Genomic DNA, 24,847 nt, shown 5'->3' on the forward strand with positions numbered 1-24,847 from the left:
AAATTTAATTTCTGTATTTACAACACAATATAAAATATATATAATATACTATATAAGATAAAAACGGATAAACAGTGTATCACAATAAAGAGGAGTGTGATTATTATTCAACTTAATAATAGACAACTAAAGATAATCGATATCGTTAAAGAAAGTGAACCTATAACAAGTGAATGCATAGCAGCCAAACTTAATGTGACTAGAGCTACATTAAGGTCTGATTTAGCTATACTTACTATGACTGGAGTATTAGATGCTAGACCTAAGGTTGGGTATTTTTATTCAGGAATAGATAAAGTTAACTTACTAGGAGATAAAATAAAAAACAAAACTGTAGCGGACATAATGAGTATGCCTATAATGGTAACACAAGACACAAGTGTTTATGATACTATAGTAAACATATTTTTATCAGATGTTGGAAGTGTATTCATAATAGATGATGAAAAAGAACTATGTGGAATAGTATCAAGAAAAGATTTATTAAAAGCAACTATAGGTGGGGGAGATATAAACAAGATACCTGTAGGTATGATAATGACAAGAACACCTAATGTTGTAACTGTTACAAGTGAAGATACTGTTGTACTAGCAGCAAAGAGAATAATAGAACACGAAGTAGATTCAATACCTGTTGTAGAAGAAGTAAAAAGGGATAATACAATAATAAATAAGGTTGTTGGTAGAATTTCTAAAACTAACATAACAAAACTATTTTTAGAGATAGCGGATAATTAAAGGAGGAGTATATGGATAATTTAGTCATATATGTAATATCAGACTCAGTAGGGGAAACAGCTCAGCAAGTTACTAAAGCTGCAATATCTCAATTTCAATTAAAGGATGACTATGAAATAAGAAGATTTCCATATGTTGTAGAAGTTAATTTTTTAGAAGAAATATTAAAAAGTGCTAAAGAAGAAAATGCAATAGTTATATATACATTAGTTGAAAATGAACTTTTAACATTTACTGAAAATTACTGTAGCAAGGAAAATTTAAGTTGTGTAGACTTAATGACTCCAATATTAAAGCAAATTGCTAGTAAAATAGGAGTTAAGCCAAGAAGAGAACCTGGAATTATAAGAAAATTAGATGAAAGCTACTTTAAAAGAGTAGAAGCTATAGAATTTGCGGTTAAATATGATGATGGAAAAGATCCTAGAGGCATATTACAAGCTGATATAATATTACTTGGAATATCAAGAACATCTAAGACACCATTAAGTATGTACTTAGCAAATAAGAATATAAAGGTTGCTAATGTTCCTTTAGTTCCAGAAATACCAATACCTAAGGAAGTATTTGAAATAAATCAAAAGAAAATAATAGGGCTTACTAATACTCCTGAAAAGTTAAATCAAATAAGACAAGAGAGATTAAAAGCTTTAGGATTATCAAGTAATGCTAATTATGCTAAATTTGATAGAATACTTCAAGAGTTAGATTACTCTGACAAAATAATGAAAAAAGTTGGGTGCCCAGTTATAGATGTATCTAGTAAAGCTATAGAAGAAACGGCTGGAATCATAATGGATATAATGAAAGAAAATGGGTTGAAAGTATTTAGAGATAACGATAAGTAGGATTTTAGTGCACATCGAAATACATTTCGGTGTGTAGTATAAATCTTATTTATTAAGATTTTTAAGGAATGGGTTAGGTGACAAAAAAACGTTTAACCGAGTACTTTGAAAATAATAACTAATAAACTTGGTTATTACTTTAATAATAAATTTTAGTGTATAACAAATTAATCATGCTTGAATACAATATACAGTATATCTGTATAAAAAACATACTAGGAGGAGTTTTAAATGAGTAAGTTTGTTTATAGTTTTGCTGAGGGATCAAAGGAAATGAAGAGTCTTTTAGGTGGTAAGGGTGCTAACTTAGCCGAGATGACTAAGATAGGCTTACCAGTGCCTCCAGGTTTTACAATATCAACAGAGGCTTGTAATGACTATTATGTAAATGATGAAAGTATAAGAGAAGATGTAGTTTTACAGATAGAAGAAAAATTAGTAGAGCTAGAAAAATCTTTAAATAAAAAATTAGGATGCAATGAAAATCCATTATTATTATCTGTTCGTTCTGGTGCAGTTTTCTCAATGCCAGGTATGATGGATACTATATTAAACTTAGGTCTTAATGATACTTCAGTTAAGGCAATAGCTAAAAATACTAACAATGAAAGATTTGCATATGACAGTTATAGAAGATTTATACAAATGTTCTCAGATGTTGCAATGGGAGTTCCAAAGTATAAATTTGAAAATGCTTTAGATAAAATAAAAGAAGAAAAAGGATACAAATTTGATACAGATCTTACAAGTGAAGATTTAAAAGTGTTAGTTGAAGAATACAAGAAAATATACAAAAAAGAATTAAGACAAATATTCCCAGAAGATCCAAAAGAGCAATTAATGTTAGCTATAAAAGCAGTATTTAAATCATGGAATAATCCAAGAGCAAATATTTATCGTAAGTTAAATGATATTCCTCATAACTTAGGAACTGCAGTTAATATACAATCAATGGTATTTGGAAACATGGGAGAGACTAGTGGAACAGGAGTTGCATTTACAAGAAACCCATCTACTGGAGAAAATAAATTATTTGGAGAATACTTAATAAATGCACAAGGTGAAGATGTTGTTGCAGGAATTAGAACTCCAAAAGACATAGATACTTTAAAAGAAGCGATGCCAGCAATATATGATGAATTTGTAAAAATAACTAATATACTTGAAAATCATTATAAAGATATGCAAGATATAGAGTTTACCATAGAAAATGAAAAACTATATATACTTCAAACTAGAAATGGAAAAAGAACTGCAAAAGCAGCTATAAATATTGCAGTTGAATTAGTTGAAGAAAAAATAATAGATGAAAAAGAAGCTATAATGAGAATTGAACCTAATCAACTAGATCAATTACTACATCCAAACTTTGAAGAGAAATCTTTAAAAAATGCTAAGCTTATAGCTAAAGGATTACCAGCTTCTCCGGGAGCTAGTTGCGGTAAAGTATACTTTAATGCAAATGATGTTGTAAAGGCAGCTGAAAAAGGAGAAGAAGTTATACTTGTGAGATTAGAAACATCACCAGAAGATATAGAAGGAATGGTTGTAGCACAAGGAATACTTACAGCTAGAGGTGGTATGACATCTCATGCTGCAGTTGTAGCTAGAGGTATGGGGAAATGTTGTGTTGCAGGATGTGGAGAAATAAAAGTAGATGAATACTACAAAGAAATAACTGTAGATGGATTAGTTATAAAAGAAGGCGATTATATCTCTCTAGATGGATCAACAGGATGTGTTTACTTAGGAGAAATAGAAAAAACAGATGTTGCTCTTACAGGAAACTTTGAGATACTTATGAACTGGGTTGATAAGTATAAAACATTACAAGTAAGAACTAATGCAGATACTCCAAGAGATGCAAGTGTTGCTATAAACTTTGGAGCAGAAGGAATAGGATTATGTAGAACTGAGCATATGTTCTTTGATGAAGATAGAATACCAGCTGTTAGAGAAATGATTTTATCAAGAACATTAGAGCAAAGATTAGTTGCTCTTGAAAAATTATTACCTATGCAAAGAGAAGACTTTACTGAAATATTCAAAGTTATGGATGGAAGACATGTTAATATAAGATTACTAGATCCACCACTACATGAGTTCTTACCTCATGATGATGAAGCTATAGAAGCTTTAGCCAAAACTATGGGTCTTGAAGTTAAAGAAATAAGAAAGAGAATAGTTGATTTACAAGAACTAAATCCAATGCTTGGACATAGAGGTTGTAGATTAGCAATAACTTATCCTGAAATAGCTATGATGCAAGCAAAAGCTATAATACAAGGAGCTATAGAAGCTAAGAATAGTGGAGTAGAAGTTAATCCAGAAATAATGATACCTTTAGTAGGAGAAGTTAAGGAATTAAAAACTATAAAAGAAAATGTAGTTTCTGTAATAAATGAAGAACTTGATAAGTCAGGAGTTAAAATAGACTATACAGTTGGAACTATGATAGAGGTTCCAAGAGCATGTTTAACTGCAGATGAAATAGCAACTGAAGCTGATTTCTTTAGCTTTGGAACAAATGACTTAACTCAAATGACATTTGGATACTCAAGAGATGATGCAAATAAATTCTTAGGTGACTATGTAAATAGTGAAATACTTGAAAAAGATCCATTCCAAGTATTAGACCAAAATGGAGTTGGTAAACTAGTTCAAATGGCAGCTAAATTAGGTAGAGGGGTTAAACCAAACCTTAAATTAGGTATATGTGGAGAGCATGGAGGAGAACCATCTTCTATAGAGTTCTGCTACAAAACAGGATTAAACTATGTATCTTGTTCACCATATAGAGTACCTATTGCTAGACTTGCAGCAGCGCAAGCAGCCATAAAAAATAATAAATAGTAAATTAAAGGAATTGGGAGACCCCAATTCCTTTTTTTATTTTTACATTCTCTTAATGTTGTTTACCAATAGTTAACATATCTCTAATTTGGATTTAACATAATTGCTTTATTATAAAAATGTAAAGAAAATTCAAATAAAGGAATAAACGACAATAAAGTCGGAAAAATAATAAAGTGATTATAAAAAATTATAACTTTGTGGAGGTTACCTATGTTTAAAAAGAAAATTGGAGTTTTACTAATGAGTACTATAATGGTAGGAACGTTAGCTGTAGGATGTGGATCGAAGGATTCTGGTGGTGGAAGTAAAGTATCAGTATCAGGATCAACTTCAGTAGGACCACTTATGGAAAAAGAAGCAGAAGCTTACAAATCAGTAGACTCTAAAGTATCTATAGAAATAAATCAATTAGGATCATCAGCAGGGATAAAAGATGCAATAAATGGGGTAGCAGAAATAGGTATGTCATCTAGAGATTTAAAAGATGAAGAAAAGCAAGCAGGACTTAAAGAAGACAAAATAGCAGTAGATGGAATAGGTATAATAACTCATAAAAATAATGAAGTTAAGTCTCTTACAATGGATCAATTAAAAGGAATATATACTGGAAAAATAACTAACTGGAAAGAAGTTGGAGGAAAAGATGCTCCTATAGTTGTCGTTTCAAGAGAAGATGGATCAGGAACTAGAGATGCATTCCAAGAAATAGTTGGATATGAGTCAACTGAGCTAACAAAAGAAGCTCAAATAAGTGATGGGAACGGAAATGTAAAGTCAACAGTAGCTGGGAATGAAAATGCTATAGGATATACTTCATTTAGTTATTTAGATGATAGTATACATACACTTCAAGTAGATGGAGTAGATGCTACAGCAGAAAATGCTAAAGATGGGAAATATAAACTATCAAGACCATTTTTACTAGTATACAAAGAAGATAAATTAAGTGAAAATGGTAAGAAGTTTATGGAATATATAACTAGTGAAGATGGACAAAAAGTAGTAGAAGAAGAAGGTTTAATAACACTTAAATAATATAAAAAAACTCTTTCTAAAAAATTTAGAAAGAGTTTTTTATTTGAATCTATAACATAAACAAGCTTATTACCATACTATATATTATTAACTTTTTATTTTTATAGGAGGGATAATAATGATCAAGTGTCCAAGATGTGGTAAGGAAGTATCAAATAGACCAGGTACAGTTTGCCCAAGATGTGGTCTTGATGTAGGTAAAGTAACTGAAAAAGTAAGATGCCCTGAGGCTAGTTGTAGAGCTTTAGTTTCTAAAAAATTAGAATATTGTCCAAAGTGTGGATGTAAATTAAAAGGGTACAATTTAAATGAAATATTAAAAATAGCAAAAATGAGATTTAGTAATAATTTTCCCGATGAGGAATAAGAGCTTTTTAAAAGCTCTTTTTTTGTTTAAAATAGTATATAGTAAATAATATTTATGGAGGCAGTATATTGCAAATAAACCAACTAAGATATTTTATAGAAGTAGCTAGAACGGGATCTATGAATCAAGCTGCAAGTAATTTATTCATATCCCAACCTAATTTAAGTAAAGCAATAGTAAATTTAGAGGAAGAATTTAAAATAAAAATATTTGATAGAACTAACAGAGGTGTAAAACTAACAAAAGAAGGTAAAGATTTTTTGACTTATGCAACTTATATAATAAATCAAATTGATAATTTAGAAAAAATATACTCTGACTTGTCTCAAGAAAATGGATTTAAGTTAGAAGTTTCGAGTATGAAGTTGTATACTTTAGGAATTGTATTGAGCGAGGTTTATAAAAAAGTTAACAATAAAAAAGTTAAAATTTCACTGAAAGAAACTCATAAAGAGAAGATAATAGAAGATGTGTCAACAATGAAGTCTGAGATAGGGATAATAGCACTTTCTAATATGCAGGAGAGAGTATTTAAAGGCGTTTTAGAAAATAGAGATTTGGAGTTTAACCCAATATGTAAAGACAAAATATATATTTACATAGGTAAGAACAATCCTCTATATAATAATGATGTTATAAAGCCAGAGGAGTTAAATGAATTTATATGTGTACATTTAGTAGAAGAGCCTATAAATGCACTTACATATAGTGTAGAGCTAGATTTATTAGGTTTTTCTCATAAGGATAGAGCAATATATCTAAATGATAAAGAAACTATAACACAGTTTGTTTTAGAAACTAATGCTTATGTAATAGCATCTGGATTTAACAAAATAGAGAACGTTAGTGGAATAAGGGCTATACCACTTGAAGATGATAGTGTTCATTTTACAGTGGGATGGATTAAGAGAAGAAAAGAAGAACTTTCAGATGAAGCAAAATTATTTTTAGAAATACTTTTAGAAAATATGAGAAATATGTAACTGTTATAAGTTTTAGTTATAACTAGTAATAGTATATATATATTAACGATAAATCTCTAGATTTGATAATATATTAATATAGCTTTATCAAAGGAGGAGATTTATAAAATGGATACAGTTATAGATAAATCGAGGATAATGGAAGATGATAATATAGGTAGACTTATATGGAAATTTGCGATACCAGGAATTATAGCCAGCTTAATAAGTGCAATATATAATATAGTAGATACAGCTTTTATAGGTATGTTAAATGACACATTAGCAATGGCTGCGGTATCAGTTATATTTCCTTTATTTATACTAATCAATGCAGTGGGTCAATTAATAGGAGTAGGAGCTTCATCTTATATAGCAAGACTTCTAGGGGCTAAGAATAAAGACGGTGCAGATGATGTAGCATCAACTGCAATAATATCATCAGTAATAGTAGGAATTATATTTACTATTTTGATATTAATATTCCTAGAGCCAATTTTAAGGTTATTAGGAGCAACAGAAAGTGTAATGCCATATGCAATAGCATACGCAAAACCTATTGCAATAGGTGCTAGTTTACCAATAATTATGCCAACATTGGCAAATATTGTTAGATCTGAGGGGAATACAAAACTTAGTGCAGTAGCTGTGGCATTAGGTGCTATAATAAATATAATTTTAGACCCAATACTAATGTTTACATTTAATATGGGAGTAGTAGGAGCGTCTTTAGCTACAGTAATAGGGCAACTTGCATCAGTAGCTTTGTTATTATCATATTATATAACAAATAAAAGTTATCTAAAATTAAGTATAAAAAACTTTAAATTATCAAAGAGCATATATGGAGAAATTATTTCTGTTGGAACTGCAACTTTTTTAATTCAAGCTTTAATAAGTATATCTATGGGACTTTTAAACATAGCATCAAAACCATATGGAAATGAGTTAATAGCATCGTTTGGTATAGCTTTAAAACTATCTTCATTAGTTATGTTTGTCGTTATAGGATACAATCAAGGATTTCAACCAATTGCAAGTTATAATTATGGGGCAGGAAATTATGAAAAATTAAGAAAAGCAATAAACATATCTATTAAGAGGACAACTATATTTTCAACATTAGCAACTATAGTCTTAATGATATTTGCGCCAACTGCTATTAATTTATTTAGTAATGACCCAGCGGTTATCGAGGTAGGTGCTAAAACATTAAGATATACACTTTTACTATATCCACTAGTAGGATTTACACAATTATATGCAGTGTTATATCAATCATTAGGGATGCCAAAAGAAGCTTTAATTGTAGGTACAGCTAGACAAGGTATATTTTTCTTACCAGCAATTGTAATATTACCAAAATTAATTGGTGTTGATGGGGTATTACTTACTCAGGCAGTAGCAGATTTGTTTACGGTAATATTAACTGCATTTTATGCTAACAAGACAAATAAAGACTTAAAAAACATGGTATCAGGTAAAATAAGTGAAAATACATGTTTATCTAATTAAACTTTAAATAAATATAATTTCATTAAGGACAAAAAATAAGGGTAGCATTATGCTACCCTCAACTATATATTGCTACATTCTTCAAGTTGAACACCATCATTAAGCAATTCAAACTTTAAAGTAACTTTAAACAAATCACCATCAATATCTAGGTCAAGAGATCCGTATTGCATTTCAACTAAATTTCTAGCAATTGAAAGCCCAAGTCCACTTCCATTTGTATTTCTTGAAACATCTCCACGAACAAATCTTTCAAGTAGCTCATTAGGTGATATGTTTAATTTATGATTAGATATATTTTTCATAGATATAAAAACATATCCGTAATTCGTATAAACATCAATATATACTCTTGTATTTTGCAAAGAGTATTTTGTTATATTAGTAATCAAGTTATCAAATACCCTGAACATTCTTTTTCCATCTATATTACTAAATACAGGGAAGTCAGGGGTATCAATTATAAAATCAAGATGAGAAGCTTCAATCTTATCGTCAAGTTCAACAATACTTTGGATTAAAAGTTCTTTTATATCGGTTTTTTCAAAATGAAGTTCTATATCACCACTACTTATCTTAGACGCTTCGAATATATCCTCGACAAGGGTTTTAAGTTTAGCGGCTTTTTTATCTAGTATATTTATATAAGTTTTAGTTGTTTGTTCATCTAGTTCATTATTTTTTAAAATATCTATATAGCTAATAATTGAAGTTAATGGAGTTTTTAAGTCATGACTAACATTTGTTATAAGTTCTGTTTTTGTTCTTTCTCCTTTTAATTGACTTTCAAGAGAATTGTTTAATCCATCGCTTATATTATTTACACTTTGTGCAATAGAGGCTAACTCATCATTACCTATAACATCAAGTTCATGTTCTAAATCACCTTTTTCTATATCTTTAATATTTCGCTCTATATATTCTATATAATCGACTTTTTCTTCAATCTTTTTATAAATATAAGCATAGCATATAAAACTAGCAATAGATAAATATATAGCTTTAATTAATGCATATATAGAATGAGCATAAAATAAAATCATTGATACATAAATGAATATAAATTGTATTAAGGCAGTTACAATAAATATGAACGATATTTTTTTATTTAGAGTATTTTTATTGCTTTTTGAAATGAAGCTATTTACTATTTTAATAGAAATAAATCTAGATTTTATAGTATCTTTGTTACAACGGACATTAAGAAATATTATATAAACACTCCATAAAATTATAGTGTCACTTATAATTAAGTCAAATGAATACGCGCTAAAGCTACTAATGCTTATATACTCTCGTATTACACAAAAAAATAGTAAAATAAGTACTAGAATTTCAATAGGAGCTATTATATTTAAAAGTCTTGCAAATGAATATAGAAATTTAATATTAGCTTTTCTATTAGTTAAATTAAATATCAAAGAAATTAAGGTCGCTCCCAACATAAAAGCAACTAAACTTTTTTGGCTTAATGCAAATTCCCTCATACGATGAGTATATAAGTATGACTCAAATAATGTTGACAAAGATATAGAAAGTATAAATAACGATAAAAACTTTAAAAGTGGATTATTAATAAGCAATTTTTTCGATTTTGTAACCAATTCCCCACACCACCTTTAAATATTTAGGATCTTTTGAGTTAATTTCTATCTTTTCTCTAATCCTTCTAATATGAACAGCTACAGTTTTTTCACAATTATAAGCTATTTCCTCCCACACATGCTCATAAATATCCTTAGAAGAAAAAACAATTCCTTTATTCTCAAGCAAAAACTCTAAAATTTTAAATTCAATAGGAGTAACCTTAATATTCTCCCCATCTAAAGTAACTACTTTTGTATCTTTATTAAGGCAAAGCCCACCACTATTTAATATTGAATTATTACAACTAGAAATATGGGTATTTTCACCCATTGTATTTAAGTTTATAAATCTTCTGAGTTGAGATTTAACACGAGCTATAAGTTCTAATGGATTAAATGGTTTAGTTATATAATCATCAGCACCCATGTTTAATCCTAAGATTTTATCCATATCTTGATCTTTTGCAGATAAAAGTATTATAGGAATATTGTTATTTTCTCTAATTTTAAGAGTAGCCTTAAGTCCGTCCATATTTGGCATCATAACATCCATAATAACTAAATCTATATTACTATCTATTAAATTCTCAATAGCTTCCAATCCATCATATGCTTTTAAAATATTAAACCCCTCTGGTTTTAGATAAAATTCAATAGCATCAACTATTTCCTTATCATCATCAACTATTAATATATTTTCACCCATAAAATCACTCCTTCAGAAGTTATTATAACATAGAGTTTTACGCATTAAATCTATAAACATAAGATTAAATTATTAAGAATTTATTACGAAAAGTTGTAATTATTACAATTGAATAAAGAAGTTTATACAATGAACCTAAATTACGTTTTTGATAAAAAATTTAATGTAGAATTCTCTTGTAGCGATAAAGTAGTTTAATAGAAAGGGGAAGAATTATGAAAAAAAAATTAAACTTAGGAGTTCGATATATGAAAGCCTATAAGGCTAGGTCATTTGCAATTATACTAAGTATCATTTTATCAGTAGGTATGATAGTTGGAGTATTAACTTTAACAAAAACAGAAAAAATGAATGAATTACAAACAATGAAATACAATACGGGAATATATCATACAACATTTAAAGACTTAGATTACAATCAGTTAGAAAAAATTGAAAAGTCTAGTGATGTAGAAAATGTAGGTGCTTTTAATTTTCATGGAATTACAACAGATAAAGAAAAACAATCTGTAATAATGTTAAATTGTAATGATGATTATATAATATCAAATTCAAAGCTTGAAAAAGGAAGACTTCCAAAAGAAAAAAATGAAATAGTAGCTGAAGAATGGGTTTTAAAAAACTTAGGAATACAGCCTGCATTAAACCAAAATATAAAGCTTAATGTTGAAGATATAAACAAGAATGTAAAAGATGAAGACTTTAAGTTAGTAGGGATTATAAAAGATAGACCTACTGAAAAGCAAGTAGCTAAAATGCAAATGTACTTACCTCTTCAAAAGGGAAGTGAACATTTAGAAGTTGGAGTAGCTTTTAATGAGAAAATAGATATACAGGATTATTCTTTAGAACTTGCAAAAAAAGCTAATATAAATAAAGACAATATAGGGACTCAAGAAGACTTGATATCAATTTCAAATGATGCAAACAATATTAGTTTAGACAATATATTAAGTGTATTAGTTATAAGTTTAATATGCGGAATAGTTATATACAGTATTTTTAATATATCTATGTATAAAAGATTTAGAGAATATGGAGTATTAAGGGCAATAGGAGCTAGAAATTCAAAGGTATTTAAATTGATATTAAATGAGTTAATGACTTTAGGTGTTATAGGTATGCCTATAGGGATTGTAGGAGGATTAGGAGCATCTTTAATAGCTTATAAAAAATCGAGTGAATTAAAAACAAGTATAGCTTTAGATGGAAAAATTATAAGTTCACATATGGTGTATCCATTATTTGAAATAACACTAGCTATATTATTTATGGTTTTAATATTACTTTTAATATCATTTTTTACATATAGAAAGATAAATAAGTTATCTATTATAGACTCTATAAAAGGCAACAGAAAAGAAAATAGCATAAAAAGAAATAGAGTAAGTGTTAAAGATTTAAGTAAATATATGAAAACATATAAAGCTATATCTTTTAAAAATATATTAAGAAATAAAAAACGATTTATAATGATAGTTTTATCTATGAGCATCTGTGGAATTTTATTTATAAACTCTAACTATCGTTTACATTTGTCTCAAGAAGATGATTTTACATCAAATAGAGAACTTTATAATAATTCTGATATGAAAATTGATGTTTATGAAAATGAAAATCAAAGAAATGGATTAAGTAAAAAAGATATAAAACAAATTGAAAATATAGATGGGGTAAAAGAAGTAGTAAAATCTCAAATAATGAATGGAAGAATGGTTATAAATAAAGATGATATAGCTAATGATGGTTATTTTGATTCTATAAATAAATCTATCAGGGGAAGTAACCTTTTTAAAGGATATCTTGTAAAAGATAAAATAAATGATGAGTTGATATTAAAACAAAATCTTAGAGGATATGATGAAAAAGCTTTAAAAGAATTAAATAATTATTTAGTACAAGGAAACATAGATATTGAAAAAATGAAAAAAGAAGACTTAGCAGTAGTTTATGTTCCTATGGTTACTGAAGAAAAATTTGATGGAGGGGTAAATTATAATAAGGTTGATAACGGTAAGCCTGTTGCAAATATAAAGATAGGTGATACTGTTAAAGTTAAATTTAGAGAAGATGGAGAAAAGTCTGTAGAGGCATGTAGATTAGAAGATACTGATGGGAAATACATAGAAAAAGAATTTAAAGTGGGGGCAGTAGTTAGCTATCCATTTATGGCAGAAGATACATACACAAGTGATGAGTGTATAGATGTAATAGTAAGTGAAGGTGCATTTTCTAAAGCAACAAATAGTAAAGCTTATCAAGCTATAAATATAAACTTAAAAGAAGGTGCAAATGACAAAAAGGTTTACGATGAAATACTAAAAACTACTATAAAAGTTAAAGGTGCTATGGCTAGAAATATAATTGAAGAAAAGAGAAATTCTGATGCAATGTATGAAAAATCTAGAGTTTTTAATGCTGCTATAGTAGTAGTGCTATTTGTAATTGCAGTTGTGAATGTAGTAAATAATATAAGCCAAAGCATAGTAGATAGAAATAATGAATTTGGAATGTTAAGAGCAGTGGGACTTAATAATAAAGACTTTAGAAAAATGATAATATTTGAAGGGATTATATATACAGCAATATCTAGTTTAATAATTATATTTGTATCTTTAATTCTAAATAAAACAACATATGACTCGTTTGGAGTATCTAAGTTTGGGATTGAATTTAGTATAAGATATATAGATTATATATCGATAATAGTAATAAATGCATTAATTGGAGTACTTGCAACTTACTTACCTGCTAAAAAATTAGAAAAAGTAAGTGTAGTTGAAATGATAAATATAAATGAATAAGGATATTGGGAGGATTTAATATGTCAATTTTAGAAACTATAAATTTATCAAAAACTTATGGAAATAAAGAGAGTAAAGTAAACGCATTAAATAATGTTAATATAAATATAGAAAAGGGAGAATTTGTTGCAATAATAGGGCCTAGTGGAAGTGGTAAAAGTACACTTCTTCACTTGCTAGGAGGGCTTGAGAAGATAAGTAGTGGAAGCATAAAAGTAAATGGAAAAGATATTAGTAAGTTAAAAGATATAGAACTAGCAGAATATAGAAGAAAAGAAGTGGGGTTTGTATTTCAACAATACAATTTAATTCCTGTATTAAATGTAGAGGAAAATATAGAACTTCCATTAATGTTAGGAAACGATGATATAGATGAAATATACATAAGTGAACTAATAGATGTTTTAGGTCTTAAAGATAGAAAAAATCATCTTCCTAGTCAATTATCAGGAGGACAACAACAAAGGGTTGCAATAGGAAGGGCATTATCAACAAAGCCAAGTATAATTCTTGCAGATGAGCCTACGGGAAATTTAGATAGTAAAACAACAGATGAAGTAATGGAGTTATTAAAAAAATCTATAAGAAAGTTTAAGCAAACATTAATAGTTATAACTCATGATATAAATATAGCTAAGAAAGCAGATAGAACAATTAATATAGTAGATGGAACTATAAAAATGTAAATAAAAAGCTGGCTCAAAATTAATAGCAATGAAAGTATAAATTTATCATAAGCTATATATTTGAGACAGCTTTTATAGTATGTAATTAATTATAAATATTTATGTTCTTATGTAATATTTAAAAATGTACACATTTCCCACCACAATTGGTTTAAATTATAACAAGAAATTTACTCATTTTTAAGTTTAATTAATCTTCGTACATATAAGCTCTAGTCATTTTAATGTTGTTGTTAACACCTTTGCTTATTAAAATTTGATGTAAGTCTATTACTCCATTATTGAAGCAAGCAGCACAAGAAGTAAGGTATAAATCCCACATTCTCAAAAACTCTTCTCCAAACATTCCTTTTATAGTATCTCTTTCTTTATCAAAGTTTTTATACCACTCAATTAGAGTTCTTGTATAATGTCTTCTTAAACTTTCTACATCTAAAGTATAGAAATCGTATTTAGGGAACATGTCTATAATTTCGCGTAAAGAAGGAATAACTCCACCAGGGAATATATATTTTTTTATCCAAGCATCACCAGGAGATTCTGTAAGACCGCTTATGTAATGTAATAAGAAAAGACCTTTTGGTTTTAAAACACTATTAACATTTTTTAAGTATAAATCATAATGTTCACGCCCTACATGTTCAAGCATTCCAACACTAACTATTTTATCAAAAGACATTCCAGAATGTTCAAGATCTCTATAGTCCATTAATTTAACTTCTAAATAATCCTCAAGACCTTCTTCTTTTATTCTTTCTTGGAATTTTTTGTGTTGTTCTTCACTTAAAGTAATTCCAGTACCTTTTATTTTATATTTTTTTGCGGCTTCTATAAGAAGATAACCCCATCCACATCCTATATCAAGTAGAGTTTCGCCTTCAGATAATTGTAGTTTCTTTAATATGTGATGTATTTTATTCATTTGAGCTTCGTAAAGTGTATCAGTTTCGTTTTTGAAATAAGCGCAAGAGTAGCTAAGTGTTTTGTCTAACCAAAGACTGTAAAAATTATTACCTAGATTGTAATGATAGCAAACTTCAGATTTTTGTTTCTTTTCATTACCAGCTTTTGAAAATATTTTACCAAGCTTAGCAAAGTTAGTGTGGAAATGATCTTTTTGACAACCAAATAAAGTATCGAGAGTAAGTAATAGGTCTCCATCAATGGTAATGTCACCACGCATGTAAGCTTCACCTAGAGTTAATGATGTGCTAGTAAGTAAATCTTTTTTACTTAGTGGATTATTGAAACAAACTTTAAAAGAAGGATTTCCTTCTCCGATTAAAAATTCTTCTCCATCCCAAAGCTTAACCTCAAATGGATTAGTATCAAGCTTTGAAAGAAATTCTTTAATAAATATTTTATCTAGATTATTCATATTAATGTCACCTCTTTAAATTCAATACCCATAAAATTTGATAGTAAACAAAAAAATTTAAATAAAATTTTAAAATACGACTTGACTGTGGAGTAACTACATACTTTATATTATTATGAGAGAAAGTTTTCAGGAGGTTAATATGGAAAATTCATTAGCAAAAAGTTTTAAATTTTTATCACTTATAAAGTTCACTATACCATCTATTGTTATGTTGGTGTTTATATCTTTATATACAATTGTTGATGGAGTATTTGTATCTAGATTTGTAAATACAGATGCATTGTCAGCAGTTAACATAGTATATCCGTTTTTAAATATAGTAATAGCTATTGCGGTAATGTTAGCTACAGGTGGAAGTGCAGTTATAGCTAAAAAATTAGGAGAAAATAAAAGTAGAGAAGCTAAAGAAAACTTTACTTTAATTGTATTAATAGGATTTATTTTAGGAATTTTAATATCTTTAATAGGATTTATATTTTCTAATAAAATTTTGAATTTATTAGGATCTACACCTGATTTGTATAAGTATTGTATAGACTATTTTTCCGCGCTTCTTATATTTGCTCCCGCATTTATAGTTAACTTATTGTTTCAATATTTAACAATGACAGCAGGAAAGCCAAAGGTGGGTCTTACTTTGACTGTAATTGGGGGTCTTACTAATATGATTTTAGATTATATATTTATAGTTCCAATGAATATGGGAATATCTGGGGCAGCTATTGCAACTGGTATGGGGAATTTAATACCAGCAGTACTTGGAACTATATATTTTATGAAAAAGAAATCTATTATTCATTTTGTAAAACCAAGATTTGATTTAAAAGTAATATTAAAAACGTGTTCTAATGGTTCTTCAGAGATGGTTACAAATCTTTCAACTGGAGTAACTACTATGTTATTTAATTTAGCAATGATGAAATTATTAGGAGCAGATGGAGTAGCCGCTATAACTATAGTTTTATATGGCGAATTTTTAATAAATTCTGCATATATAGGATTTTCTTCTGGAGTTGCGCCAATTATAAGTTATAATTATGGTAATGATAATAAATCAGAACTAAAAAAAATAATTAAGTACAGTATAAGATTTACATTAATGAGTTCAGTTACCTTATTTATAATTGCAACATTATTTGCTCCAAATATAGTAGGTATATTCTCGCCTAAAGGAACTGATGTGTTTGATATAGGATATAAAGGCTTTTCTCTTTTCTCACTAAGCTTTTTATTTACGGGAATAAATATTTTCTCATCAGCTATGTTTACAGCTTTTTCAAATGGAAAAATATCAGCAGCTGTATCATTCTTAAGAACATTTGTGTTTATAATATCAGGAATATTAATTTTACCTAGATTTTTAGGGGTAAATGGAGTATGGCTTGCAGTACCAATAGCAGAAGTTTTATCTATGATAATTTCTGTGACTTTTATATATAGATATAGAAATGTTTATGGATATGGAAAAGTAACTGAAACTTATAAAGAAAAGTCATATAAAGGTATAAAGGAGTTTTAGATATGAAAAATAAAATACAAGAGCCGAAAATAAGCAATAATTTGGGGATAGCAACGAATGTAATTGATGAAATTTTTGAAGAGGAATACTTAGAAAATAAAATAATTGAAAATACTACAATATCAGGTATTTATGAAGTTAGGCTTAGTTTGAATTCTTGTATATTTAAAAATGTAGAATTTGAAAGTTGTGATTTTAGAAAAATTGATATAACTGATGTGATATTTGAAAATTGTAATTTATCGAATATTAATTTTGATGATAGTGGGATTTATCGAACTAAATTTGTAAATTGCAAGTTAACCGGAACGTTGTTTGAAGATTCGATTTTAAAAGATGTTGAATTTAAAGATTGTTTAGGTAGATATTCTAATTTTTCATTTTCAAAATTTAAGGGAGTTTTAATTACAGATTCAGATTTTCAAAATGCAGTTTTCCAAGAAGTACAAAATAATAAACTAATATTGAATTCTTCAGATTTAAATAGTTCTATATTTAGTGGAACTCCATTGAATGGGGTTGATTTTACAACTTCTAGTATAGACGGTTGTGAAGTTAAACTAAATGATCTAAGAGGAGCTACATTTTCGGTTTCACAAACTTTAGAGTTAGCTAAACTAATGGGGATAATAATAAAATAGATAAAACAGACTGGTTATAAATATTTAGTAAACTTAATCAGTCTATTTTTTGTTAATTTGGAAAAGATAGGATTATAAGTAAAAATGAAAGGATATTAAAATGAAGCACGAAATTATATTGATAAATTGGGCATGTATATTCATTATGTTAGTAGGAATGCTTATGATAATATTTATGAGAAAAAAGATAGATTATGTTCCTAAGAAATTTTATAATTTAAGTTTTTATGCACTACTAATCTCAACATCGTTATATATAAGTAAAGCTATTTTTATGAACATACATCCAAGTAGAAGTTTTTACATGATAATTATATACTTAGATTGGTTGATTATAACTCCGATACTAATTAATATATTAGGAGCAATTGGAATGTATTATGATCATAAAAATAAGAAACTTGTATTAAGTATAGTTTTTGTATATTTAATAATGACAATAAGTTTTATAACTTCAAATAATTCAACTGGATTTATAAATGGGATTACTCTTTTGATTAGCTGTGTGCTTTTTATTATAAATTTTTGGCTAATATGGGGGCCTTTAGAAAATATAGCTAGCATTCAGGGATGTTACGAATATAAACTATATAAAATGCTAGCGTTGTTTACTACGATAATTTGGATAGGATATCCTGCATTATGGGGAATAGGGCCTAGAGTTTTAGATATAATAGATCATAAACTATATATATATTTTAGAACAATAATTCCTACTATATATAAGTTAGGGTTTATATTTATAGCATTACATGGAGTAAAAAAGGTAAATAAAATTAAACAACATTAAAAAATTATAATTTAAATTTAACGTTTCATTTTAATTTGTCATAAAATAAAATTTTTATAAAAAATATTTTTTTTAATATGGAATTTGGCAAAAATGTGTAGTACTATGTATACATAGACAACAAGATTAGACAAAAAACAACTAGAAAACAATAGGAATTGACATAAATATTAAAGAGGGTGTTCATTCTCCCAATGACACCCCTATAACCTTTAGATAAAATACTATCCCCCCATAAAATAGTATTTTAAACCTAATACCCACCCATTTAAAAGACTGTCTCGGAAGCAGTCTTTTTTTTTATTTTAGTTTATAATTAAGTAAAGTCAAATAATTAGGAGAAAGATATGAAAATTTTAATAGATGCGGATGGATGTCCTGTTGTTGATATAACTATAGAAGTTGCAAGAAAACTTGGGATAGAAGTAATACTAATGTGTGATACTTCGCATATATTTAATAAGCAAGGCATAGAAACAATCATTTTATCTAAAGGGGCAGATTCGGTAGATTTTGCATTAGTAAACAAGGTTAAGAAAGATGATATAGTAGTAACTCAAGATTATGGACTTGCTGCTATGGTTTTAGCAAAATCAGGTAATCCAATAAATCAAAATGGTAAACTTTATACAAGTGAAAATATTGATCAATTATTATTTACAAGACACATATCTAAAAAAGCTAGAAATGCAGGTTCTAGAATGAAAGGACCTAAAAAAAGACAAAAAGAAGATGATATAAACTTTAAAGATAACTTAATCAAATTAATCAACAATCTTAACAATTCATCCATGTAAAAGAAAAAGAGAAGTAAATTATTTCTGAATAAGCGAAGTATACAACATATGTATTGACGAAACACTTCCGTACAAAGTACGTCGTGTAAAGGAAATACATATGTTGTATACGAAGCCAATAAACAGAGTTAATTTACTTCTCTTTTTCTTTTTCTTTCTCTTTCTCAAATTCCATGTCCCAAGAGAAATACCCATTATCTTTTTTAGTATATTTTAAAATAGCATCAAATTTATTTCCACTTTTACTAGTCAAACCTTTAACTTTAGCAGAACCACTTTTTAAAATGCTTTTTACCATAGTTTTGTTAGGTTTTTTCTTTAAAGCTAATAAGAATTTGTCACTATTCCAAATTCCAAATTTACATTCTTTATAATTAGTGCAAATATAACCTTTAGAACATTCAACCACATCATTTTGACAGACTGGACATTTTCCGAAGCTTTCTTGTTTTGTTCCATCATTAGAGAAAGTTCCTTTAGAATATCTTTTCGTTTTAGGATTATAGCTATAAACTTCAGTACTAATATTTTTATTACTATCATTTTTTATAGCTTCAACTCCATTTACTATGAAGTTCATTATATTTGTAAGGTACTCACTTCTAGTGAATTCTCCTCTTTGAATGTCACTTAAGCTTTTTTCAAGTTTACCAGTGTAATCAACATCTAGTAAATCCTTTAAAGGGAATATTTCAACTAAGTTTTTACCTAAATCAGTAATATAATAAGATTTACCTTTTTTATTTACATAGCCTACTTCTGAAATTTTCTTTAAAACTTCAGCACGAGTAGCAGAAGTACCTATTGAGTAACCTGATAAAACTGCTGTATCATCATCAGATACATTTTTACCGCAGTTTTTCATAGCTTTAAGTAATGTATCTTCGGTGTAAGACTTAGGTGGTGTAGTTTGTTTTGTTAATATATCCATTTTAACAACATCTACAACCTCATCTTTATTAACAAATGGCAATAAGTCATCTTTTTCTTCCTTATTATAAACTTCTAAGTATCCTTTAACTTTAAGAACTTTACCCTTTGTTAAAAATTTATGGTCATCCACGAAAGTATGAATTTCAGTGTTTTCATATTCAGCAGGAGGCATGAAGTTAGCTACAAATCTATCCTTTATAGCATTATATACAATTTCTTCATCAGGAGTCAACTTAGTAGGAATTATGTAAGTTGGCATAATGGCACTATGGCTATCAACTTTTGAAGAATCAAAAACTCTCTTACTTTTAGTGAATTTAATCTTATCTGCATAAGGAAGTCCAACTTTAATCTTTTCTAAAGTTTGAGATGCCTTACCAGCTAAGCTTTCCTCCAAGTATATAGAATCAGTTCTTGGATATGTTATATATCCACCTTTTCCCTTACCTTCATATAAAGACTGGCACACTTTTAAGACTTTATCAGAAGTAAAGCTAGAGTATTTTGAAGTTATGTAACCTTGAAGAGATGTTAAACTAAATAATTTAGGAGCATACTCTTTAGAGGTTGTAACTTTCTTATCTTTAACAATACCAGTAGGTGAAGTTATACTATCTATTACTTTGTTAGCATCATCTATACTATCAAATTTTGATTCTTTTCCTTTTATATACTTACCTTTATATTTACCATTAGAACAACTGAAGTTTCCTTCTATTTCATAATATGTTTTAGGAATAAAATTAGCTATTTCCATATCTCTATCGTAAACTAACTTTACAGTTGGAAGTATAACTCTACCAATATTTAATAGTTTTCCATTTCCGTATTTTAAAGTAGTCATTGATGTAAAATTAATTCCAATTAGCCAATCAGTTACTAGTCTTGTATATCCTGCAGCTTGTAGATTTCTCATCTGTTCATCTGTTTTTAAAGTTGAAAGGCCTCTTTTAATATCTTCAGGAGTCCATTCATTTACTAGTATCCTTTTAATAGGCTTTTTATTTTTAGCTGTTAGAAAAATCAAAAAAGCTATCAGTTCACCTTCACGGTCATTATCTGTAGCATTTATAATTTCTTCAACATCGTCTCTATGAATTAACGATTTTACTATATTAAATTGCTTAGATTTAGACCCGTCAACTTTGAATCTAAATTTATCAGGGATAAAAGGAAAGTTTTCACTTTTCCAAGATCCTGCATAAGACTTATCGTAATCTTTAACATCATATAAAGATACTAAATGACCTACAGCATAAGTAACTATATAGCCATTTCCTTCAAAATATCCATCACGTTTAGTTTTAGCACCTAAAAATGAGGCTATTGTTTTAGCAACAGAGGGTTTTTCTGCTAATATCAGTTTCATATTTAAAACCTCCTTAATAAAACCTATTAAATATATTAGCACATAAAAAGAAATAACTTCAACAAAACTATCAAAATTATAAGTATAAAGAAAAAAGTGAAAAATCCGTATATAATGAATTGACATAAAACTAGGTAATAATTGGGAAGTCGTTACAAATGTAGACAAAATGTTACAATTTTGTAATAATAACTATATCATAAAAATATATTATTGAAATTATCGAATATTTATAGGGAGAGGAGCAAAGCAAATATATGAATTTAAAGAAAAAAAGCATGATAGCTGGATTAATTTCAGCGGCGATAATAATTCCAGCTTCTACTGGGGTATCGTTTGCTAATACGAATGAACAAACTAAAAGTGTTGATTATAGAACTATAAAAGGGAATTCTGTAAACTTTAGACAAGGGCCAGGGACTAATTACTCATCTATTGGAAAGTTAAACACAGGAGATAAAGTTGAATATATAGAAACTGTAGGTTCTTGGACAAAAATTAAGTATAATGGAACAGAAGGATTTGTACATGGTGATTATGTATCAGGATCTACAGGAAATGAAGAAGATAATACTGTAAAAGGGAACAAGCAAGTTACAGGAAATAGCGTAAACTTTAGAAAAGGACCGGGAACAAGTTACTCAGTTATAAAAACTTTAAGCAAAGGAACACAAGTAGGTGTAATATCAGAAAGTAATGGATGGTCAAAAATAAGCTACAATGGGACAGTAGGATATATATCATCTCAGTACTTAGGAGATATAACTTCAGGTGGCGGACAAGAAGATAATACTGTAAAAGAAAATAAGCAAGTTACAGGAAGTAGTGTTAACTTTAGAAAAGGAGCGGGAACTAATTACTCAGTAATAACAGCTTTAAGCAAAGGAACACAAGTAGGTGTAATATCAGAAAGCAATGGATGGTCAAAAATAAGCTACAATGGAACAATAGGATATATATCATCTCAATATTTAGGAGATATAAATTCAGGTGGTGGACAAGAAGATAATACTGTAAAAGAAAATAAGCAAGTTACTGCCAGTAGTTTAAATCTTAGAAAAGGACCAGGAACTAATTACTCAGTAATAAGATCATTGAGTAGAGGAACACAAGTAGGAGTAATATCAGAGAATAATGGATGGTCAAAAATAAATTATAATGGAACAATAGGATATGTATCATCTCAATATTTAGGAACTGTAGACTCAGGTGGGGGAGAAAATCCAGGGCAATCATCTAGTGCAGATAAAGTTATAAATATTGCTAAACAACAATTAGGAAAGAAATATGTGTGGGGAGCTGAAGGTCCAAATACTTTTGACTGTTCAGGATTCACGCTTTATTCATTTAAAAATGGAGCAGGAAAAAGCCTACCTAGAGTTTCTAAAGAGCAAAGCAAATATGGGACATCTGTAAGCAAAAGTAATCTTCAAAAAGGAGATTTAGTTTTCTTTGATACAGATGGAGACGGTGTAGTAAATCATGTTGGTATATATATTGGAAATAATGAATTTATACATGCTTCGTCAGGAACTGGAAAAGTTGTAATATCACAGTTCAATAGTTACTATAATTCTAAATTTACAAATGCAAGAAGAGTTTTATAAAAATAAAAAGCGAAAGCTTTTTATTTTTTTTTACTTTATGTGTATAAATATGATTGTAAATTGAAAATACTAATAAAGTCATCATAATTATAGTATTAAGTGAAGGAGTGTAGTCATGTGCTTAATAACTGATTTTTACCAATTTAAATACAGTAAGAATAATTGCTATATAGAATTTTATATGGATAGAGATGCTGTTTTAAACATAGAGAACGCTCTAGATGAAAGATTAAGTAACTGTGTAACTAATAGAGATTCAGAATGTGCATATATGAGGTTAAAAGAGCTATTTGAAAATGCAAGGTTATCAAGTAACTCACAGTATGTAGAAATCAGAATGAATAAGTGTTATATGATTTATATATCTAATTTGCAGTTATATTTTAGAAACCAAGGGCAATATGCGGTTTTAGATGTGTTATATAAGTATTTACAGACATATATGGTTGGAGAATATGAAAGTTTAAATGTATTTAATATATTAGATGAAGAGACGAAAATAAGAGTTTTATCTAATGTTTAATAAAAATAAAGCAGGTTCTATTAAATAGAACCTGCTTTATTTTTATTAAAATGTTTTTTTACTTTCTTGATAATCATATACATCCATTAAAGCTTCTCCGAATCTTTGATAATGAACGATTTCTCTTTCACCTAGGAAACGAAGGACATTTCTAAGATCTACATCATCTGTTAAATTAGTAAGTTGATAATAAGTTGCTAAAGCTTTTTGTTCTGCAGCCATATCTTCATGTAAATCTGTTACTGGATTTCCCATAACAGCAATTGTAGATGCTGAAAAAGGAACTCCATGAGCATCTGAAGGGAATATTCCAAACCCATTTTGTGCATAGCCTTCACCAAGGCCTGCTTTTTTTAGTTCTTCTGGAGTTGCATCTTGAGTAAGTTGATAAACCATACTGGCAATCATTTCAACATGAGCTAGTTCCTCAGTACCAATATCAGTTAAAAGACCCTTAGATTTACTTGTTGGCATAGTAAATCGTTGAGATAAATATCTTAAAGCAGCTCCTAATTCTCCATTAGGACCTCCAAATTGAGTAATTAAATATTTAGCCATTTTTAAATCCTTAGATTTAAGATTCACTGGATGTTGTAAAGTTTTTTGATATATCCACATAAAATTATCCCCCTATTTACATTTCATAAAATTTATTTTCCCAAGGCCATGGACCTTCTACCCATTGAAAGGGACTTTTACTTGGAGAGTATCCAAAGTTATTTAATGGTCCATATTTTTTTTCATAGTTAATTCTAGCTTTAGCAAGTTCTGAACATAGTTTGTTGTAAGTTGCTAATGCTCTTTCGTCTTCATTATGATTGTCTAGGTATAAGTTCATATCTAAACATGCAAAACAAAGTTCTTCTATATCTGTTAACATATCAGCACGTGTAGCCATTATCTTTTACCTCCATTGATTTTTTTCATATATCTATATAAATCTTTATTGTACATAGCAGATTCCCATAAATTTAATTCAGGGAATATAGTTCCATATTGAAGTGCTTTTGACAAATTATACATTTTGCCGAAAACTTGGTCATTTACATATGGTCTAGCTAATGCATCTCCACAATTTTTATTAACATTTCTAGTATTCACCAAAATTCCTCCAGTTCAAATGATGTATTTTAAAAGTTATATCTAAAGAACAGTTAAATTAACTGTATCTAATAGCATAATAT

22 protein-coding genes are annotated in these 24,847 nt (G+C 28.3%); 15 read left to right on the forward strand and 7 right to left on the reverse strand.

Going from position 1 to position 24,847, the window contains the following annotated elements; all coding sequences use genetic code 11:
* Positions 1 to 96 precede the first annotated feature (96 nt).
* The 7 genes from VN21_RS03475 (at position 97) to VN21_RS03505 (ending at position 8,321) form a co-directional block, all read left to right on the forward strand.
* Positions 97 to 738, forward strand: coding sequence for a helix-turn-helix transcriptional regulator (locus VN21_RS03475; protein ID WP_046822063.1), 642 nt, complete (start codon positions 97 to 99; stop codon positions 736 to 738).
* A gap of 11 nt (positions 739 to 749) precedes the next feature.
* Positions 750 to 1,586 (forward strand): pyruvate, water dikinase regulatory protein, encoded by an 837-nt coding sequence (locus VN21_RS03480; RefSeq protein ID WP_046822064.1) that lies wholly within the window; start codon positions 750 to 752, stop codon positions 1,584 to 1,586.
* 231 nt (positions 1,587 to 1,817) lie between these two features.
* Positions 1,818 to 4,439 carry a pyruvate, phosphate dikinase gene (gene ppdK / locus VN21_RS03485; RefSeq protein WP_046822065.1) on the forward strand — a complete coding sequence of 874 codons (2,622 nt, stop codon included), beginning with the start codon at positions 1,818 to 1,820 and terminating at the stop codon, positions 4,437 to 4,439.
* Positions 4,440 to 4,652: 213 nt separating this feature from the next.
* The gene (locus VN21_RS03490) at positions 4,653 to 5,477 is read left to right on the forward strand and encodes a phosphate ABC transporter substrate-binding protein (RefSeq protein WP_046822066.1); all 825 of its coding nucleotides are present in this window, start codon (positions 4,653 to 4,655) and stop codon (positions 5,475 to 5,477) included.
* A 118-nt stretch (positions 5,478 to 5,595) separates the two neighbouring features.
* Positions 5,596 to 5,844, forward strand: coding sequence for a zinc ribbon domain-containing protein (locus VN21_RS03495; RefSeq protein ID WP_021429910.1), 249 nt, complete (start codon positions 5,596 to 5,598; stop codon positions 5,842 to 5,844).
* A 68-nt stretch (positions 5,845 to 5,912) separates the two neighbouring features.
* Positions 5,913 to 6,827, forward strand: coding sequence for a LysR family transcriptional regulator (locus VN21_RS03500; protein WP_046822067.1), 915 nt, complete (start codon positions 5,913 to 5,915; stop codon positions 6,825 to 6,827).
* Between the two features lie 108 nt (positions 6,828 to 6,935).
* Positions 6,936 to 8,321 (forward strand): MATE family efflux transporter, encoded by a 1,386-nt coding sequence (locus tag VN21_RS03505; RefSeq protein ID WP_046822068.1) that lies wholly within the window; start codon positions 6,936 to 6,938, stop codon positions 8,319 to 8,321.
* 62 nt (positions 8,322 to 8,383) lie between these two features.
* Here VN21_RS03505 and VN21_RS18585 read toward each other — a convergent pair whose 3' ends face one another.
* The gene (locus VN21_RS18585; protein ID WP_161794374.1) at positions 8,384 to 9,364 is read right to left on the reverse strand and encodes a HAMP domain-containing sensor histidine kinase; all 981 of its coding nucleotides are present in this window, start codon (positions 9,362 to 9,364) and stop codon (positions 8,384 to 8,386) included.
* A 529-nt stretch (positions 9,365 to 9,893) separates the two neighbouring features.
* Positions 9,894 to 10,613: a response regulator transcription factor gene (locus VN21_RS03515; RefSeq protein WP_046822070.1), complete on the reverse strand. Its 720-nt coding sequence runs from the start codon at positions 10,611 to 10,613 to the stop codon at positions 9,894 to 9,896.
* Between the two features lie 215 nt (positions 10,614 to 10,828).
* Between VN21_RS03515 and VN21_RS03520 the strand changes: the two genes are divergently transcribed.
* Positions 10,829 to 13,417: an ABC transporter permease gene (locus tag VN21_RS03520; RefSeq protein ID WP_046822071.1), complete on the forward strand. Its 2,589-nt coding sequence runs from the start codon at positions 10,829 to 10,831 to the stop codon at positions 13,415 to 13,417.
* A 20-nt stretch (positions 13,418 to 13,437) separates the two neighbouring features.
* Positions 13,438 to 14,103 carry an ABC transporter ATP-binding protein gene (locus tag VN21_RS03525; protein ID WP_046822072.1) on the forward strand — a complete coding sequence of 222 codons (666 nt, stop codon included), beginning with the start codon at positions 13,438 to 13,440 and terminating at the stop codon, positions 14,101 to 14,103.
* A gap of 190 nt (positions 14,104 to 14,293) precedes the next feature.
* On the opposite strand, the gene VN21_RS03530 is transcribed toward VN21_RS03525, so the two are convergent.
* Entirely contained in the window at positions 14,294 to 15,481 is a 1,188-nt protein-coding gene (locus VN21_RS03530; RefSeq protein ID WP_046822073.1) for an SAM-dependent methyltransferase, read from the reverse strand.
* Between the two features lie 142 nt (positions 15,482 to 15,623).
* On the opposite strand from VN21_RS03530, the gene VN21_RS03535 reads away from it, so the two are divergent.
* The 4 genes from VN21_RS03535 (at position 15,624) to VN21_RS03550 (ending at position 19,231) form a co-directional block, all read left to right on the forward strand.
* Complete coding sequence (locus tag VN21_RS03535) at positions 15,624 to 17,003, forward strand: MATE family efflux transporter (RefSeq protein ID WP_046822074.1); 1,380 nt, start codon at positions 15,624 to 15,626, stop codon at positions 17,001 to 17,003.
* A gap of 2 nt (positions 17,004 to 17,005) precedes the next feature.
* The gene (locus tag VN21_RS03540) at positions 17,006 to 17,644 is read left to right on the forward strand and encodes a pentapeptide repeat-containing protein (protein WP_046822075.1); all 639 of its coding nucleotides are present in this window, start codon (positions 17,006 to 17,008) and stop codon (positions 17,642 to 17,644) included.
* A 100-nt stretch (positions 17,645 to 17,744) separates the two neighbouring features.
* Positions 17,745 to 18,434, forward strand: coding sequence for a bacteriorhodopsin (locus VN21_RS03545; RefSeq protein ID WP_046822076.1), 690 nt, complete (start codon positions 17,745 to 17,747; stop codon positions 18,432 to 18,434).
* A 347-nt stretch (positions 18,435 to 18,781) separates the two neighbouring features.
* On the forward strand, positions 18,782 to 19,231 hold the full coding sequence (locus VN21_RS03550) for a YaiI/YqxD family protein (RefSeq protein ID WP_046822077.1): 450 nt from the start codon (positions 18,782 to 18,784) through the stop codon (positions 19,229 to 19,231).
* A 133-nt stretch (positions 19,232 to 19,364) separates the two neighbouring features.
* On the opposite strand, the gene VN21_RS03555 is transcribed toward VN21_RS03550, so the two are convergent.
* The gene (locus tag VN21_RS03555; protein WP_046822078.1) at positions 19,365 to 21,533 is read right to left on the reverse strand and encodes a type IA DNA topoisomerase; all 2,169 of its coding nucleotides are present in this window, start codon (positions 21,531 to 21,533) and stop codon (positions 19,365 to 19,367) included.
* Positions 21,534 to 21,790: 257 nt separating this feature from the next.
* Between VN21_RS03555 and VN21_RS03560 the strand changes: the two genes are divergently transcribed.
* On the forward strand, positions 21,791 to 23,140 hold the full coding sequence (locus VN21_RS03560; protein WP_046822079.1) for a C40 family peptidase: 1,350 nt from the start codon (positions 21,791 to 21,793) through the stop codon (positions 23,138 to 23,140).
* A 115-nt stretch (positions 23,141 to 23,255) separates the two neighbouring features.
* Positions 23,256 to 23,663 (forward strand): hypothetical protein, encoded by a 408-nt coding sequence (locus VN21_RS03565; RefSeq protein ID WP_046822080.1) that lies wholly within the window; start codon positions 23,256 to 23,258, stop codon positions 23,661 to 23,663.
* A 45-nt stretch (positions 23,664 to 23,708) separates the two neighbouring features.
* On the opposite strand, the gene VN21_RS03570 is transcribed toward VN21_RS03565, so the two are convergent.
* From VN21_RS03570 to VN21_RS03580, 3 genes are read right to left on the reverse strand one after another with little or no spacing between them, the layout of a single operon-like run.
* Positions 23,709 to 24,281, reverse strand: coding sequence for a manganese catalase family protein (locus VN21_RS03570; RefSeq protein WP_046822081.1), 573 nt, complete (start codon positions 24,279 to 24,281; stop codon positions 23,709 to 23,711).
* Positions 24,282 to 24,297: 16 nt separating this feature from the next.
* Positions 24,298 to 24,561 carry a spore coat protein CotJB gene (locus VN21_RS03575; protein WP_021429956.1) on the reverse strand — a complete coding sequence of 88 codons (264 nt, stop codon included), beginning with the start codon at positions 24,559 to 24,561 and terminating at the stop codon, positions 24,298 to 24,300.
* Positions 24,561 to 24,764 carry a spore coat associated protein CotJA gene (locus VN21_RS03580; RefSeq protein ID WP_021429821.1) on the reverse strand — a complete coding sequence of 68 codons (204 nt, stop codon included), beginning with the start codon at positions 24,762 to 24,764 and terminating at the stop codon, positions 24,561 to 24,563. The genes VN21_RS03575 and VN21_RS03580 overlap by 1 nt, the downstream gene beginning before the upstream one ends.
* Positions 24,765 to 24,847: the final 83 nt, after the last annotated feature.

Source organism: Paraclostridium benzoelyticum (assembly GCF_001006285.1).
GTDB lineage: Bacteria > Bacillota > Clostridia > Peptostreptococcales > Peptostreptococcaceae > Paraclostridium > Paraclostridium benzoelyticum.